The 17452-nt window shown below is 57.0% G+C and carries 13 protein-coding genes; 9 read left to right on the top strand and 4 right to left on the bottom strand.

Translation table 11 applies throughout. From position 1 onward, the window contains the following. Positions 1-10: 10 nt before the first annotated feature. Together meaB and scpA are read right to left on the bottom strand one after the other, a co-directional pair. A complete protein-coding gene (gene meaB, locus NOX35_RS13435) occupies positions 11-1000 on the bottom strand; it encodes a methylmalonyl Co-A mutase-associated GTPase MeaB (protein ID WP_232537922.1) in 990 nt (329 codons plus the stop codon). A 52-nt stretch (positions 1001-1052) separates the two neighbouring features. After that, positions 1053-3227 (bottom strand): methylmalonyl-CoA mutase, encoded by a 2175-nt coding sequence (scpA, locus tag NOX35_RS13440; protein WP_256493562.1) that lies wholly within the window; start codon positions 3225-3227, stop codon positions 1053-1055. A 122-nt stretch (positions 3228-3349) separates the two neighbouring features. On the opposite strand from scpA, the gene NOX35_RS13445 reads away from it, so the two are divergent. The 5 genes from NOX35_RS13445 to NOX35_RS13465 all read left to right on the top strand — a co-directional run bounded on the left by NOX35_RS13445 (position 3350) and on the right by NOX35_RS13465 (position 10101). Further along, complete coding sequence (locus NOX35_RS13445) at positions 3350-3985, top strand: GntR family transcriptional regulator (protein WP_182282823.1); 636 nt, start codon at positions 3350-3352, stop codon at positions 3983-3985. Positions 3986-4105: 120 nt separating this feature from the next. Continuing rightward, complete coding sequence (locus NOX35_RS13450; protein WP_182282824.1) at positions 4106-5650, top strand: MHYT domain-containing protein; 1545 nt, start codon at positions 4106-4108, stop codon at positions 5648-5650. 76 nt (positions 5651-5726) lie between these two features. After that, positions 5727-7676 carry a long-chain fatty acid--CoA ligase gene (locus tag NOX35_RS13455; RefSeq protein WP_256493563.1) on the top strand — a complete coding sequence of 650 codons (1950 nt, stop codon included), beginning with the start codon at positions 5727-5729 and terminating at the stop codon, positions 7674-7676. A gap of 325 nt (positions 7677-8001) precedes the next feature. Next, the gene (locus NOX35_RS13460; protein WP_182282826.1) at positions 8002-8232 is read left to right on the top strand and encodes a hypothetical protein; all 231 of its coding nucleotides are present in this window, start codon (positions 8002-8004) and stop codon (positions 8230-8232) included. Between the two features lie 246 nt (positions 8233-8478). Continuing rightward, positions 8479-10101: a sensor domain-containing diguanylate cyclase gene (locus NOX35_RS13465; protein WP_256493564.1), complete on the top strand. Its 1623-nt coding sequence runs from the start codon at positions 8479-8481 to the stop codon at positions 10099-10101. Between the two features lie 143 nt (positions 10102-10244). Here NOX35_RS13465 and NOX35_RS13470 read toward each other — a convergent pair whose 3' ends face one another. Next, positions 10245-10688 (bottom strand): hypothetical protein, encoded by a 444-nt coding sequence (locus NOX35_RS13470; protein ID WP_256493565.1) that lies wholly within the window; start codon positions 10686-10688, stop codon positions 10245-10247. Between the two features lie 392 nt (positions 10689-11080). On the opposite strand from NOX35_RS13470, the gene dusA reads away from it, so the two are divergent. The 3 genes from dusA to rsxB all read left to right on the top strand — a co-directional run bounded on the left by dusA (position 11081) and on the right by rsxB (position 14411). Further along, the gene (gene dusA, locus NOX35_RS13475; protein ID WP_256493566.1) at positions 11081-12115 is read left to right on the top strand and encodes a tRNA dihydrouridine(20/20a) synthase DusA; all 1035 of its coding nucleotides are present in this window, start codon (positions 11081-11083) and stop codon (positions 12113-12115) included. A gap of 170 nt (positions 12116-12285) precedes the next feature. Then, on the top strand, positions 12286-13719 hold the full coding sequence (locus NOX35_RS13480) for a polyhydroxyalkanoate depolymerase (RefSeq protein ID WP_256493567.1): 1434 nt from the start codon (positions 12286-12288) through the stop codon (positions 13717-13719). Between the two features lie 29 nt (positions 13720-13748). After that, entirely contained in the window at positions 13749-14411 is a 663-nt protein-coding gene (gene rsxB, locus NOX35_RS13485) for an electron transport complex subunit RsxB (RefSeq protein WP_256493568.1), read from the top strand. 89 nt (positions 14412-14500) lie between these two features. Here rsxB and NOX35_RS13490 read toward each other — a convergent pair whose 3' ends face one another. Beyond that, positions 14501-15994 carry a methyl-accepting chemotaxis protein gene (locus NOX35_RS13490; protein ID WP_256493569.1) on the bottom strand — a complete coding sequence of 498 codons (1494 nt, stop codon included), beginning with the start codon at positions 15992-15994 and terminating at the stop codon, positions 14501-14503. Between the two features lie 189 nt (positions 15995-16183). On the opposite strand from NOX35_RS13490, the gene dapC reads away from it, so the two are divergent. Then, complete coding sequence (gene dapC / locus NOX35_RS13495; protein ID WP_256493570.1) at positions 16184-17389, top strand: succinyldiaminopimelate transaminase; 1206 nt, start codon at positions 16184-16186, stop codon at positions 17387-17389. Positions 17390-17452 lie beyond the last annotated feature (63 nt).

Raw genomic sequence — 17452 nt, forward strand, 5'->3', positions numbered from 1 at the left:
CTTCTAGTGCCTACTGCATTTGGGCTAGAAGCAGATTTCTTGCTGCAGTACTGGCGGCGATGCGACCCGAGGCCACATCGTCCTGAAGGACGGGGAGCATGGCCTTGACCTGCGGATGCTGGCGAAACGCCTGCTTGAGGCCGAAGTCGATGCGCTCCCACATCCAGGCCAGGGCCTGCTTCTCGCGGCGCAGGGCCAGGCGGCCATTGGCGGTCTGCAGCTCCCTGAAGCTGCTGACGGCAGCCCAGAAGCCGTCGACCCCTTGGCCCAGCAAGGCACTGATCTGGAGCACACGCGGCTGCCACAGCGCTCCGGTGTTGGCGTGATCGGGGTTGCCGTGCATGCCCAGCAGGCGCAGGCTCGACGTGATCTGGGCCTGGGCGCGCGTGGCGGCATGGGGGTCGATGTCGGCCTTGTTGATGACCACCAGGTCGGCCAGCTCCATCACGCCCTTTTTGATAGCCTGCAGATCGTCGCCCGCGTTGGGCAGCTGTAGCACGCAGAACATGTCCGTCATGCCGTGCACGGCGATCTCGCTCTGGCCGACGCCCACGGTTTCGACGATGACCACGTCATAACCGGCGGCTTCGCAGACCAGCATGGCCTCGCGCGTCTTTTCGGCCACGCCGCCCAGCGTGCCGCTGCTGGGGCTGGGGCGGATATAGGCCTCCAGCCGCATGGACAGCTGCTCCATGCGGGTCTTGTCGCCGAGGATGGAGCCGCCCGAGACGGTACTGGACGGATCGATCGCCAGCACGGCCACACGCAGCCCCTTCTCTATCAGGTACAGGCCCAGGGCCTCGATGAAGGTGGATTTGCCGACGCCCGGCACGCCGCTGATGCCAAGGCGAAACGCCTTGCCCGTATGCGGCAGCAGAGCGGTGAGCAGGCCGTCAGCCTGTTCACGGTGGTCGGCCCGGGAGGATTCAAGCAAGGTAATGGCCTTGGCCATGGCCCGGCGCTGCACGGCAGGGTTGCCATGCAAAATACCGTTTTGCATTTGCTCAGGTGTCACTTCGCGATCGCCTTTGCTATCGATGCTTGCCGGCCGATCAGAGACCGTTGGCCTTCTTGATCTGCTCCAGCACATCCTTGGCGCTGGCAGGAATGGGAGTGCCGGGGCCATATACGCCCTTGACGCCTGCGTTGTAGAGGAAATCATAGTCCTGAGCGGGGATCACGCCGCCCACGAAGACGATGATGTCGTCCGCGCCCTGCTTCTTGAGCTCTTCAATGATGGCCGGCACCAGGGTCTTGTGACCGGCTGCCAGAGTGGAGACACCCACAGCGTGCACATCGTTCTCGATGGCCTGGCGAGCGCATTCTTCGGGGGTCTGGAACAGCGGCCCCATGTCCACGTCGAAACCCAGGTCCGCAAAGGCGGTGGCTACCACCTTGGCTCCACGATCATGGCCGTCCTGACCCAGCTTGGCGATCATCACGCGGGGGCGGCGCCCCATGACCTGCGAAGCGGAGTTGATTTCTTCCTTGAGCTTGTCCCAGCCTTCGGCCGAGTCATAAGCGGCAGCATACACACCGGTCACCTTCTGGGTATCGGCGCGGTGGCGGCCAAACGCCTTTTCCATCGCATCGGAAACCTCACCTACCGTGGCACGCAGGCGCACGGCCTTGATGGACAGATCCAGCAAATTGCCCTCGCCTGATTCTGCAGCAGCAGTGATGGCCGCAAGCGCAGCCTCCACCTGCGCTGCATCGCGCTTCGCCTTGATATTCTTGAGTCGCGCAATCTGGCTGTCACGCACCTTGACATTGTCCACTTCCAGAATGTCGACCGGGTCTTCCTTGGCCAGCTTGTACTTGTTGACGCCGACGATGACTTCCTTGCCCGAATCGATACGCGCCTGCTTCTCGGCGGCGGCGGCTTCGATCTTGAGCTTGGCCCAGCCGCTGTCCACGGCCGCAGTCATGCCACCCATGGCATCGACTTCCTCGATGATGGCCCAGGCCTTGTCGGCCATTTCCTGGGTCAGCTTTTCCATCATGTAAGAGCCAGCCCAGGGGTCGATCACATTGGTGATATGGGTCTCTTCCTGAATGATCAGCTGTGTGTTGCGGGCAATGCGGGCAGAGAACTCCGTGGGCAGGGCAATGGCCTCGTCCAGCGCATTGGTGTGCAGGGACTGGGTGCCGCCGAACACGGCCGCCATGGCTTCGATGGTGGTGCGAACCACGTTGTTGTAGGGGTCCTGCTCGGTCAGCGACCAGCCCGACGTCTGACTGTGCGTGCGCAGCATCAGGCTCTTGGGGTTCTTGGCGTCAAAGCCCTTCATGATGCGGCACCACAGCAGGCGCGCGGCACGCATCTTGGCCACTTCCAGGTAGAAATTCATGCCCACGGCCCAGAAGAAGGACAGACGGCCCGCGAAAGCATCCACGTCCATGCCCTTGGCAATGGCTGTCTTCACATATTCCTTGCCGTCGGCCAGCGTGAAAGCCATCTCCAGCGCCTGGTTGGCGCCGGCTTCCTGCATGTGGTAGCCCGAGATCGAGATCGAGTTGAACTTTGGCATGTTCTGGCTCGTGTACTCGATGATGTCGCCAATGATCTTCATCGACGGCTTGGGCGGATAGATATAGGTGTTGCGCACCATGAACTCTTTCAGAATGTCGTTCTGAATCGTTCCGGCGAGCTGGTCCTGCGACACGCCCTGCTCTTCGGCGGCTACCACATAGCCAGCCAACACGGGCAGCACGGCGCCGTTCATGGTCATGGAAACAGACACCTTGTCCAGGGGGATCTCGTTGAAGAGGATCTTCATGTCCTCGACGGAGTCAATCGCCACACCGGCCTTGCCCACATCCCCCGTCACACGCGGATGGTCGGAGTCGTAGCCACGGTGCGTAGCCAGGTCAAAAGCAACGGAAACGCCTTGACCGCCGGCAGCCAGCGCCTTGCGATAGAAGGCGTTGGACTCTTCGGCGGTGGAGAAACCTGCGTACTGGCGAATGGTCCAGGGCCGGCCTGCATACATGGTGGCCTGGGGGCCGCGGATATAAGGGGCGAATCCCGGCAGCGTGTTGGTGAATGGCAGATCTTCCGTGTCTTCGGCCGTGTACAGCGGCTTGACGGTGATGCCGTCCGGCGTGACCCAGTTCAGGTTGTTGATGTCGCCACCGGGGGCCGCCTTGTTGGCGGCCTTGTTCCAGGCTTGCAGATCAGCGGGTGCAAATTCTTGTGGGTCCTGTGCCGGATTCTCTTGGCTCATGTTGTCTCTCGTATGCGGTGCGCGCAGTGAAGTTTGGAATTGCGGTGAACTACCTAGATGCGCCTAGTGTACATGATTCATAATTATGAATTCAAAATACTTGCAGCATATAATCTCGCGTAATGACAAGCAAAACACTTACTCCTCTTGCGCTATATGAGCAGGTCGCCGAGCAGTTGCGTCAACGCATCTTCCGGCGAGAGCTTGAGCCCGGAGCCTGGATCGACGAACTCAAGATTGCCGAGGAATACGGCATCAGCCGCACCCCCCTGCGCGAGGCGCTGAAGGTATTGGCCGCCGAAGGTCTGGTGACCATGAAGCTGCGTCGAGGCGCTTACGTGACCGAGGTATCGCCCAAGGACATCTCCGACGTCTATCGATTGCTGAGTCTGCTGGAGGCAGATGCTGCGGCCGAGGTTGCCGGCAAGGCCACGGATGAACAATTGCAGCGTCTGCAGCAGACCCACGAGGAGTTAAAGCAGAACACAGCCGACGCCGAGCGTTTTTTTGCGCTCAACGAGAGCTTTCACATGCAGATTCTCGATATTGCCGATAACCGCTGGCGTAACCAGCTGGTAGCCGATTTGCGCAAGGTCATGAAGCTGAACCGTCACAAATCGCTGTTCAAGCAAGGCCGTATTGAAGACTCCCTGGCAGAGCACGAAGCCATCATGCAGGCACTGCTGAAGCGCGATCCGAAAATTGCCATGAGCGCAGTGCAGCAGCATTTCTCAAATGGACTCGACGCTGCGATCTAAAAGATCCACGTTCGATCCGTTCTAGTATTTATCCTAGATATTTGAAATATTGGATTACCCACTTCATGCGATGCTTGCCAGGTAACTGAATGTGCTTTCAGTGTTACAGGATCATGATTCATGCTGGCGCAATTTTTCTGGAGCCCGTCTGCCGACGCTCACGTGCTCAAGGGTGAATATGACCCCTTCCTTGTGACCTTATCGCTGGCAGTTTGCTGGATTGCCTCTGGCCAAGCTTTGCGCCATGCTGCTTTCGCCAGACTGGCCACATCAAGGCAGTTGCGCAACTGGTCCATTGTGAGCGGGTCGCTGGCACTGGGCATAGGAATCTGGGCCATGCATTTCATCGGCATGCTCGCTTATTCGATGCATGCTGCAGTTCAGTATGATTTGCCAGTCACCGTCTTCTCCATCATTCCAGGTATCGCAGCATCAGCAGTGGCCCTTGCCTTGCTGGCTCACAATGAACTCAATCTCAGGCAATTGGCATTAGGTGGCTTGACGGTTGGTATCGGCATTGCTGCCATGCATTACAGCGGCATGGCAGCAATGCGCATGCCTGCCACGCACCAGTATTCACCACTCTGGTTTGCCATTTCTCTTATTGTTGGCGTAGCACTGGCCACCTTGGCGCTCTGGATTCGTTTCGGGCTGGCACGCTTCAACCTCAAACAAGACCACTGGCGCAAAACACTGGCGGCCATCATCATGGGCGCCGCGATCTCGGGCATGCATTACACAGCCATGCTGGCGCTGCGAGTCACGGCCGAACATGAAACACATGACGCGGCATCATCGAACGATCGTTTGATTCTGGCGCTGACCATTGCCGTGATAACTCTGCTATTTGGCGGATTGATTGCACAGGCCAATGCCTTGATTCAGTACCGCAGTCGCTGGCTGAAAGTGGATATGAATGAAGCCCGACTGCAAGCTTTGGTGAATATGGCAGCAGATGGAATTATCTGCATCGATAATCGGGGATGTGTAACTGATTACAACCCGGCAGCTGAGGTCATATTCGGCTGGAGCCCAGATGAAGTACTGGGCCAGAACGTGAAAATGCTCATGCCCGCTGCACTGTTCAACCAGCATGATCACTATCTGGAACAGCATGAAGCCGGCCAGCGAAACAACGCGCCACCTCTGGAGAACAAGATTTCAGAGGTGCTGGGTCAGCACAAGGACGGTACGCTGATTCCCATGCGCCTGGCGTTGAGCCAAGCCGAGGCACGGGGTCAGCGCATGTATGTAGGCCTTCTGACCGATCTCTCAGACCGTAAGCGAACCGAGCGGCAACTGCATATAGCTGCCACGGTATTCAATCATTCCTTCGAAGGCATGGTGGTTCTTGATGCGAACCGGAAAATTGTAGACATCAACCCGGCCTTTGCACGTATCAGCGGCTTGAACCGCCAAGCGGCGAAGAACAAGGAGTTTTCCAGTCTTTTCATCCATGGCGATGACAACACGTCTGTCCAGTGGCCGCAGATCTGGACGGAAATCGGTAAAAAAGGACACTGGCAAGGCATGCGCGTCATGCACCATGACAGGAACCGCCATCAGATTTCCCTGACGGCTGTGCGCGACGAGCAGCAGCGCTTGCACCATTACATCGCCGTCTGCTATCAAAGCATCGATATCCCGCTCGGAGCCACAATCTGAGTCCTATACCGGTCTGAATGTCTCTAGCGCTATCATTCACGTAGCGGGAAATTGCCCGCTTCCTGAAGGCAAGCGCATGAACCAAGCAAGTGAAACCGATGTACTGGGCCTCCAAGCAGAGAAACAGTATTTGACTATCGAGCAAGTGCAAACCTTGCCAGAGCTCCTGGCCATGCGCGTTCGCTGCACGCCATCGGCCGAGGCTTACCGGGAGTTCGATGAGAGCACAAATGCCTGGAAAAGCCTGAGCTGGGTAGAAACAGCGGAACGCGTCGCTCTGTGGAGCCACGCCTTATGCGCCTCGAATCTTCCTGTCGGTGCAAGGATTGCAATCTTGCTGCCCAATGGCTTTGATGCAATGACCATCGACCAGGCCTGTCTGCGCTGTGGTTACGTGCCAGTTCCTCTGCATGCCATCGACAATGCCGGAAGCATTGCATACATTTTGGCCGACTCGGGGGCTTCCTTGCTGGTCGTGGCCGACGCCAAGGCCTGGCAGAAAATTTGTGCAACAGGTCAGAACCTGCCCGAACTCCAGGCCGTGATTCACGCACAGCAAGGCCGACCGAACGACTCGTCGAACGCTTGCATCGTGCCTATCGAACAAGCAGAGCAGGACTCAGTCAAGGCCTTGCAGCGTAAGCCGGTCATTGTGTTGTCCGCCTGGCTTCAGGCCGGTCAGCGGCATACCTCTGCCCTCCCCCTGCCACCAAAGAAAACGGAGTTGGCAGGCATTGTCTATACCTCCGGAACGACGGGAAAGCCCAAGGGCGTCATGCTCACTCACGAGAACGTAGTCAGTGATTTACACGCGGTGATGCAGCGTGTGAAGGCCTTCCCTGAGGACGTCTTTCTCTCGTTTCTGCCGCTCTCACACACTTTCGAGCGAACTGCGGGCTACTACCTGGCCGTTGCTACCGGTTCCTGCGTCGCCTACGCACGCTCTGTTGCACAACTCGCACAGGATATGAAGCAGGTCAAGCCGACCGTACTGATCTCGGTGCCTCGCATCTATGAACGTGTTTATGCCAAGGTTCAAGAGTCGCTTGCTTCCAGCCCTCTCAAGCACAAGCTGTTTGACGCTGCAGTCAGCAAAGGCTGGAAGAGCTTCTGCGCTCATCAAGGCATGCCCTTGGAGGAGCAACTGGAAGTCAAGGCCAACTGGGCTTGCGCCTTGCCCGGCTGGCTTCTGCGCAAACTTGTCGCCCAACCCCTACTTGCACAGTTTGGAGGCCGGCTTCGCGTGGCTGTGAGTGGCGGAGCACCACTGTCTCCAGCAATTGCGCGCACTTTTCTGGGCCTGGGCCTGCCCATGGTGCAAGGCTATGGCATGACCGAAACCGCTCCAGTTGTCAGCGCCAACGGACTCGACGATAACTGGCCCGATACCGTTGGTCGTGTACTGCCGGGCATTGAGGTCCGAATTGGCGAGGATCAGGAGTTGCAGGTGTCTGGCCCGGTAGTGATGCGCGGTTATTGGAATCGTCCGGAAGACACCGCCAAAGCCTTTACTGCCGATGGCTGGCTGAGAACTGGTGACCAGGCTTCAATCGAAAATGGCCGTATCCGAATCAAAGGTCGCATCAAGGAAATCATTGTGACATCGACGGGAGAGAAAGTGCCCCCCAATGATGTGGAACAGGCCATCCTCGTCGATCCCCTGTTTGAGCAAGTGTTCGTGATTGGCGAGGATCGTCCATTCATTGCCTGCATTGCGGTTGTTAGTCAAATGGAATGGGAAATGCTCGCCACGAGTGTTGGGCTGAACCCGAATGATGGATCCAGTCTGCACCATGCAGCAGCAGAGAGAGAAGTGCTTACCCGAATCGAAAAGCAGACACGCAACTTCGCTCGTTATGCAGTGCCCAGAGCCATCCACCTGGTCAGGGATAGCTGGAACATTGACAACGGCCTGATGACCCCTACTCTCAAGCTCAAGCGAAAAAACCTGATGGCTCACTACGAAGACGCTATCGAGCAGATGTATGTCAAGCCTATTGACAGCTGGAAGACGAAGGCTCAGTAATTGACTGACACAGGGTTTAAGGGGCCCTGTGAAATAACATGTAAGTTACATAAAAAGCTTTCAATTCGGTGGGCGAATTTGATCTAGCCACTCGTCTTTCCCTTCTTACTCCCCTGTACAGCCTTCTCGGCACTAGCCCCTGCCTAAAAATCCACCTCCACCACAGATCAGTACCTAACTGTCATCAAGCAAAAGACGGACGGCCGCGCATTCCTGATCAAGCTGCCGGCAGACCCCCACGCCCAGTCCACCGAATGACGGAGCGCTGGGTCATCAGCGCCGACTACACGGAACTGCAGGTCGTTGAAGCACAGGAGGCACTGGCATGATCCCCGCCTATTCCGACCAGATCGTGCAAGAGCTGGTCGGCAAGGGCCTGCTGTCCGCAGACCTGCCCGCTTACGATGAGCTGCAGCACGGCGGCTTTGTAGGCTGGACGCATGTGACCGTCTGCGTGCAGAAGCATCAGGCGTTGCCCGTGCCTGCTTACCGCCTGGGATGCAACAAGAGCCAGTGGTTTATGGATACAAGCAAGCTGGCTACGTACATCGATTAAAAGAAGGCTCAGGCCGAGCAGGAGTGGAGAGCTGTGAGGTGCTGACTTGGGGGTCTCGCATTCTTGAGCAGCTACAGACAGCTGCGAGTAGATCCATGCAATCAAGCACACGGCTGCGAAGCCGTATAGCAACTTGCCAACGTTGCCCGCCACCGACAGGAAACGGACCTGTCAACAGTGACTGCACTTTTTACACAGGTACTAACCCTAGCAACCTCTCACACAGCAGTAAAATAAACAAATAAATTGACCGATGCCGATAGTTTTTGTCAACGCTTGTTTTCTGGGTGCTCTGTGAAATTCAGCATACGCAAGATTTTTTGCAAAATGGATCTTAGGCGTTTGATCCTATTTCTCACGGTTACCAGCGCATTTATCTCCTTAGTTAATACATTTTACGCAGCCTATACTGTTCAACGCCAACAACTCATAGATGAAAATTTGAATGGAAATTTCGTCTATGCAACTAAACTGGCAAAGAGCACTGATGACTTCCTTAGAGCAGCTCAACAACAGCTAGCGGCAAGCTCAGTCTATTTATCAAAAAACTTCAATAACATCGAAGTACTAAAATCAGAGTCAGAAAGGCTCAAAACTCAGACTGAAAGCTTCAATTCCATCCTTATAGTTGATGCTCGCTCTAGTGTTTTAGCTTCTTCACCTGAAACTTTGAAACTCACGGGAAGAACTCTTACAACACCAGGCATTGTAGAGTCGATAAAAACGCAGAAGCCGCTGATTAGTGACTCATATATTTCCACCATTGGAAATTTGCTGGTATTCATCTCTCACCCTATTCACGACCCATCCGGCAACTATTTAGGCATGGTTGGGGGAACGATCTACCTCAACCAACAGAGCATCCTCAACCATCTGCTTGGCACACACTACTACAAAGATGGCTCATACTTGTATGTTGTCGATCAGAACAAAAAGCTTGTCTATCATCCTGATCAAAATCGAGTAGGAACACTCGTGAGCGGCAATGAAGTCATCGGGAAAATTCAAAATTCCGAATCTGGCAGCCAGATCGTTAAGAATACTCGTGGGGTTGAGATGATTTCAGGCTACGCAATTATTCCCACTACGAACTGGGGAGTAGTTGCACAGAGACCTCTGTCGGCAACCCTTGCTCCATTGGACTCGCTGATGAAGCAAGTAATTCTTAAGACGCTACCTATAGCGGTAATTTCTGTATTTCTGATCTGTTGGTGCGCAAACAGAATTGCCAAGCCGCTGCAATTGCTGTCTGAAGGTGCAAAAAACATTGGCGATCCAGAAACAGAAAAGAAAATACAGAAAATAAAATCGTGGTATGTAGAGTCCTATGAGTTGAAAAAGGCCATGTTAGTTGGCATTTCCTTGCTGAATAGAAATATTCAAAAACTTCAGGATGATATTAAAACTGATCCTTTGACCAAGCTTGGCAATCGTCGAAGCCTGGAAGCTGCATTGAAAACGCTCGAAGCGTCCAGCCAGATTTTCTCAGTGGTATCTATCGACATCGACCATTTCAAGAAGGTCAACGACACCTTTGGACATGATGCAGGTGACCTCGTCTTGCGTGACCTGGCCAAGCAAATGAAATCTGTCTCACGCGCAGATGACTTGCCTTGTCGCGTTGGTGGTGAGGAATTTTTGATTGTCTTGCCTCGAACCAGTGAAACGACCGCAGTTCAAGTCGCAGAGCGCTTGCGCAAGCAAGTGGAAGCAGCAGTGTTTGAAGGCGTTGGCCACGTCACCATTTCCCTGGGGGTGGCAAGCTGGCCGAACAGCTCTTCCGACATCCCAACGGTTATCAAATACGCCGACGAGATGCTCTACAAAGCCAAGCGTGACGGCAGAAACCGTGTGGCTGTCTATCGCTAATCAGCGATTGAAGAAATGCTGCCGACTTAATGGGAGTACTGGTCTTCCTAGATCACCATTCCCTATGAGGTGATGACCAAGCGGGCTTTAGCGTATGCGCTGCTCCAGGGGGTATTCTGAATTTCGATGGAAGCCAATCAATCTCAAGTAATTATCATTGAGTAACCATGTGCTTCACACCTGCTGAATTCCTTGCTTTCGCCAAGGTCGTGGAGCGTGGTCAGCAACGCAAACTCGAAGATCTGCAGCATGGGAATCGAGGGGCGAGTCTCCTGCCTGGCAAAGTACTCCCGCAATGCGGCCTCTTCCTCAGCCTTCAGGCGGCGTATGCGCCGGCGTGGCTTGGAGATGATCTTGAGCCGCAGCAGCTCCTGCTTGGCCGCATCCAGCCCCTGCACCAGTTTGTTCATGCCGTAGCGCGTCACTGCGCCAAGGCAGGCTTGCCTCAGCCAGACGATGTCATTGAGCACCGTGGCCGGACCTGCATCCTCTTCGGTGCGCCGCCACCTGGCGTACTCGATGAAGTCAATGGCACGCAGATGCCGGGCATCCCGGTGCGCCAGCTTGGCCTTCTGCAAGCAGGTCATGTCGGCCGTCTTGGACCGCCCCCATGCCACGATGCCTTTTGCATCGCTGACATAATCCTGCAGTATCTGCTTGAGGGTGACGAAACCTTGAACAGGCCGGCCAGTTGCTTGGGCCTCCTCGATTTCTGCTTCACGTCTTCGCAGCCATTTCTGGGCAAGAGCGCGCCGGGTGAACGTCTTGGACTCGAAAAGAGTCAGTTCTCCGCCTTCCTTCAGACGGATCTAAGCCTGGAACGATCCGACACCCTTGGCACTCTTTCGTTGGGTGATGGTTCCCATCAGTGCTCCATGAAATTCGTGGTGCACCAATGCAGCATTCAGCGTTAAAAACCCCGGCAAAACGGGGTAAAACAGGGTCAATTTTCAGTGCACTACAAGGCACTTTTCATAGTATGAGCACCGAACAAATCGTTAAAAAACAACTAGATAACAGCATGTGGCGTATGTCGGTGGCCCCTATGATGGACTGGACGGACAAGCATTGCCGCTACTTCCACCGCCTGCTCAGTCAGCACACCCTGCTCTATACCGAAATGGTGACAACCGGAGCTCTGGTGCATGGCGACGTGGGCCGCCATCTGCGGCTTGAAGCCGAAGAACATCCTGTGGCATTGCAATTGGGTGGCTCGGAGCCGGCCGATCTGGCGCATAGCGCACGCCTGGGTGAGCAATGGGGCTATGACGAGATCAACCTCAACTGCGGCTGCCCTAGCGAGCGTGTGCAGCGCGGCGCTTTCGGTGCCTGTCTGATGCACGAGGCTGCACTGGTGGCCGATTGCGTCAGGGCCATGTCAGATGCAGTGTCCGTGCCGGTCACCGTCAAGCATCGAATCGGCATCGACAAAATTGAAAGCTACGACTTTGTGCGTGACTTCGTCGGAATCGTTGCCGACGCAGGTTGCCAGGTGTTTGTGGTTCACGCTCGCAACGCCTGGCTCAAAGGCCTCTCTCCCAAGGAAAACCGTGAAATCCCACCGCTGCGCTACGAAGTCGTGGCACAGCTCAAGCGTGACTTTCCGGGCCTGACAATCGCCGTCAACGGCGGCATCAAGACCGACGAAGTAGTGCGGCAGCAGCTGCAGCAGGTCGATGGAGTCATGGTGGGCCGCGAGGCCTATCACAACCCCTGGTGGATGTCGTCGTGGGACGCCCTTTACTATCAGGACGAGAGCAGGGAACGCACACGAGAGGATATTGAAGAACAGATGGTGCTGTATATGGAGCGCGAAGCGCTCGAGCATGGCACGCACTGGTATTCGATTGCCCGGCATATGCTGGGGCTTCGCAATGGCCTCGCCGGTGCACGCCGCTGGCGCCAGGTCTGGAGCGATCACCGCCTCAAGACCCTGCCGCCGCATGAGGTCATGAAACTGGCCCGCACCAAGCCGAACGAGATTCAGCGGGAACCCGCAGAGCAAATGCTTTGAGCACTCATGAAAGAGCTGACTTCGGTCAGCTTTTTTACTTTCAAACTCAGTGAGGTCCGGCCTGCGTTGCGCAATCCCAGCAGATCCGTCATTTGAAGGGAATTCACTACTTTGCATGTCAAACTCTGCTGTTATATTGCACTGCAACATAACCCGCAAAAGTGCGTACCATGCTCTATCAGATCTACGAAATGCAACGCGCAATGGTCGAGCCATTTGCAGACTTTGCCCAGGCCGCCTCCAAGTTCTACAACAACCCTCATTCGGTCTTCAGCCAGGTGCCCATGGCCCAGCGCATGGCTGCGGGCTTCAACCTCATGTATCGCCTGGGCAAGGACTACGAAAAGCCCGAGTTCGATCTGCATAACGTCGAAGTCAACGGCGTGGATGTCACCATTCGCGAGCGCGTGGAGGTCGACAAGCCGTTTTGTGAGCTGCGCCGCTTCAAGCGCTTCTCCGATGATCCAGAAACACTGGATCTCATGCTCAGCCAGCCCGTGGTGTTGATCGTCGCCCCGCTCTCGGGCCACTATGCCACCTTGCTGCGCGACACCGTGCAAAGCATGCTCGGAGGTCATAAGGTCTATATCACAGACTGGAAGAATGCCCGCACCGTGCCGCTGTCCGAGGGCGAGTTCCATCTGGACGACTATGTGAACTATGTGCAGGAATTCATTCGCTATCTGCAAGGGCGCTATGGTCAGTGTCATGTGGTCAGCGTCTGCCAGCCGACGGTGCCGGTGCTGGCAGCGGTCTCTCTGATGGCCAGCCGTGGCGAAGTCACACCGCTGTCCATGACCATGATGGGCGGTCCCATCGATGCGCGCCGCTCGCCGACGGCCGTGAACAACCTGGCCGAAACCCGCAGCTACGAGTGGTTCGAGAACAACGTCATTTACGAAGTACCGAACAATTACCCCGGTGCCGGCCGTCGCGTCTACCCCGGCTTTCTGCAGTACTCGGGCTTTGTGGCCATGAATCCCGACCGCCACGCCAACAGCCATTACGACTATTTCAAGGACCTGATCAAGGGTGATGAAGCCAGCGCCGAGCATCACCGCAAGTTCTATGACGAGTACAACGCCGTGCTGGACATGGACGCAGACTACTACCTGGAAACCATCGCCACAGTGTTTCAGGAGTACAAGCTGGTCAAGGGCACCTGGGAAGTCAGGAACGAGCAAGGCAAGACCGAACTGGTGCGTCCGCAGGACATCAAGAACACCGCCTTGCTGACGGTGGAAGGCGAGTTGGACGATATTTCGGGCGCCGGCCAAACCCGCGCCGCCCATGATCTATGCACTGGCATCGCTGCCGAGGCGCGCCACCATATCGAAGTGCAAGGCGCAGGGCATTACGGCATCTTCAGTGGCAGCCGCTGGCGCAAGACCGTCTACCCGCAAGTACGCGACTTCATCCTGGCACATCAGCCCCCAAGTGCCACCGCCGCCAGCGCCGCAGGCCATCTGAGCAGCGTCAGCGACGACGGCGCAGAGCTGGAAAGCAGCGAGGCTCATGCAGACAAGTCTGCCAAGGCGGTAAAAACAGGTCAAAATAGCGCCCCTGCCCAGAAAGGACGCGAGGCCCATCGCGCCAGGGCGTAAAGGCTCGCCTGACCAGAATGAAATCATCAATGTCCGCAGCCTCTTCGCTTCAAGCATTGGCTGCGAACATTGATGCAGCCCTGCCCCAGACACAGTGCACTCGCTGCGGCTACCCCGACTGCGCGTCCTATGCCGAGGCCATTGCCAGCGGAGAAGCCGCCATCAATCAATGCCCGCCAGGCGGCCAGGAAGGCGTTCGCCGTCTGGCTACCATCACTGGCAGGCTGGAGTTGCCGCTCAACGCCGAAAACGGCCTGGAAGCACCTCGCACCCTGGCCGTGATAGACGAGGCCTGGTGCATAGGCTGCACACTGTGCATCAAGGCCTGCCCTACCGATGCGATTCTGGGCGCCAACAAGCGCATGCATACCGTGATTGCCGAACATTGCACGGGCTGCGAGCTGTGCATTCCTGCCTGCCCCGTTGATTGCATAGAGCTGGTCAACGCCAGCGCTGAAGCCACAGGCTGGTCCGCCTGGAGTACTGCGCAGGCCGACCATGCCCGCAGCCGCTATGGCGCGCATTTGCTGCGTACGGGTCGCAAGGCCAACGCGCCGGTACGCACCACGGCACAAACCCCAGCTGAAGAAGCTGGCGCTCAAGCCGACACACCGTCAGCGCCCGCCACAGACAAAAAGGCCACGCTTGCCGCCATTCTGGCCAAGGCCAAAGCCAAGCGCGCAGGAGCCTGATACCCAATCAGCCTCTGGTGCTTGAGAAAAGCGCATTCGCTCCCGATGCAGCAAAAAATCAGTGGCGACAAGTGCCCATCAGGACCCCATTAGGCACTGATCAGGCTCTTGTAGACACCGCAGCCCCAGTACAGGCCTGCATGCTTGCAGACATAGGACATCTTGGTCTGCACCTGCTGGTTGCTGGGGTTGATGTAATCGTATTCCACCCAGCCCGGACGAAGCTCGGCCTGGGCCATGATGTCGGCCATCAGGCTATTGCCATCAATGCCGGGCACATCCTGAACGCGCAGCCCCACTTTGGCCGGATTACCGCCGAAGGCCCGGTACTCGCCCTCAGAAGACAAGGCAAACACATACATGTCGCGGTCGTGGAATGGCTGCGAAGGATCGGTGACGGTCTGCAGCAGGCTGGCAACACTGGGCGAGCTTCTGGCTTGTCTCATGGTCGCATTCACCAGAGCCACCGCCTCCTCGGCCGTGCCCTGCTGCAACCTGAAGCGCGACACCGCATCCGACAGATGCCGGGCGCGCAGCTGTAACTCCTGCGCCTGCTGAAGCGCCTGACCTACCATCTGCGCGTTGTGCTGGGTGATTTCATCGATCTGACGCACGGCATTGCTGATTTCCTGAAGACCCGAGCTCTGGCTGCTGGCCGTGTCCGCAAGCGTCCCCATATGGGCGACCACATCGTGAATGGCCCGCGTCACCCCCTGGATCTCCTCGCCTGCACTACGTAGCTGCTGCGTGCTTTGAGTGACCTGCTGCACGGTCTCGCCGATCAGCAGCCGAATCTCCTTGGCTGCTTCGGCGCTGCGCTGGGCCAGCGTCCGCACCTCACTGGCCACCACGGCAAAGCCACGCCCCTGTTCACCGGCCCTGGCAGCCTCCACCGCTGCATTCAAGGCAAGAATATTGGTCTGGAATGCGATGCCGTCAATCACGCCAATGATTTCCCGCATACGCCCGGCATTGCGCTCGATCAGCTCCACCGACTGCACCGCATGCTGCATGGCTTGGGCGCCCTGATCGGCAGCGGCACAAACGCCATCAGCGCGGGAATGTGCTGCCTTGCTCACTTGCGCATTGTGCTCAACCGCTGCGGTGAGTTGCTCGACACTGACCACCGTCTGCGCCAGATTGCTCGCCTGCATCTCGGTTCGTTCAGACAAGGCCTGATGGTCCCTGACCATGCTTTGTCCGGCCTGGGCCACCAGGGCAGCGTTGCTGCGAACATCGGCCACCATGGCCGACAGCGCATGCACCATGGACTTGGTGAGGCTTGATGCGGAAAGCCCTTGTTGCGGCTCTCCGGCAACGCCAAGACTCAGGTCTCCATGAGCGACTCTTTCAAGCGCAAGCTGCATGTCCAACCACTGCTGCTGCCAGCTCCTGTGAAGAGCGGCGACCCACAACAGCACTCCCAGGCCCCACAGCAGCAACCAGCCCAGCTGCCATGTTCCGCTCAGGCCCAGCGCAGGCAAAACTGGCCCGGCCAGCAGCCATGGCAGCCCCAACCACGGCAGTCCGGAATTCCTCACTCGTACGCGGTTTTTTTTGTCGGGCAAGATGCGCTTTTGCATTGCCTGTCTCCATTCGTTTTTTGTTGTTGACTTCGTTTGCTGACCTCGCAGCTCGCTCACGGTAGCCACTTGCTCTGTCGCCCAGCTTACGTAACAAATTGCAATTCCTGGAGCCTGCAAACCCGCAAACTCAAAACTATGAGCGCTGTTTTCTCATGCGAAAATGGCATCAGCCCATAATGTGCAACTATGAACCCCCTGCTCTCTCGCTTACAGCCTTATCCGTTTGAACGTCTTCGCCAACTGTTTGCCTCGGCTCGGCCACCTGAGGGCCTGCGCCCTATAAGTCTGGGCATCGGAGAGCCACGCCATGCCACGCCAGCGTTCATTGAAAAAGCATTGAGCAGCGAACTGCAGGGCTTGTCCGTTTACCCTGCCACCGCCGGTCTGCCGGCCTTACGCCAGGCCTGTGCGCAATGGGCCAAGCAGCGCTATGGCATCGAGTTGGATGCCGCGACTCAGGTTCTGCCTGTCAATGGCTCGCGTGAAGCACTGTTTGCTTTCACCCAGGTCGTGGTGGACAACACCAAGGCCGGTGCGCGTGTCATCTGCCCCAACCCCTTCTATCAAATCTACGAAGGTGCGACGCTGCTGGCCGGAGCCACCCCCTATTACGCCGCCAGCGATGCCGCGCGCAACTTTGCCGTGAACTGGGATGCCGTGCCCGAAGAGGTATGGCAGCACACACAGCTGATTTTTGTGTGCTCGCCCGGCAATCCCACGGGCGCCGTGATGCCGCTCGGCGAATGGGAGAAGCTGTTCGCCTTGTCCGACAAGCATGGCTTCGTGATTGCCAGCGACGAGTGCTACAGCGAGATCTACTTTCAGGAAGAAGCCCCACTGGGCGGCCTGGAAGCCGCCCAAAAGCTGGGCCGCCATGATTTCAAGAATCTGGTGATGTTCACCAGCCTGTCCAAGCGCAGCAATGTGCCCGGACTGCGCAGCGGCTTTGTAGCGGGTGATGCGACTCTGCTCAAGTCCTTCTTGCTCTATCGTACCTATCACGGCGGCGCCATGAGCCCTGTGGTGCAGACGGCATCGATTGCCGCCTGGGGCGACGAAGCCCATGTGCAGGAAAACCGCCGCCTTTATCGCGAGAAGTTTGCGCAGGTCACCCCCGTGCTGTCCAGAGTCATGGATGTGAAGCTGCCCGATGCCAGCTTCTATCTCTGGGCCGGCATTCCACCGGAGTTGGGCATGGATGATGCACAATTCGCAAAAGAGCTGTATATTCATACAGGCGTGACGGTCTTGCCGGGCAGCTACCTTGCGCGTGAGGCTCAGGGGTTCAACCCCGGCGCCAACCGCATTCGCATGGCTCTGGTGGCCGAAACGGCGGAATGCCTTGAAGCCGCGCAGCGTATTGCACAATTCATCGAATCCCGTACCCGCTGATCCGCATCCAAGGCCTGCCATGTGCGGGCCTTTCATGACCCAACGATTCACCTCAACTTTCGA

This window comes from Comamonas sp. C11 (assembly GCF_024496285.1).
GTDB lineage: Bacteria > Pseudomonadota > Gammaproteobacteria > Burkholderiales > Burkholderiaceae_C > Comamonas > Comamonas testosteroni_F.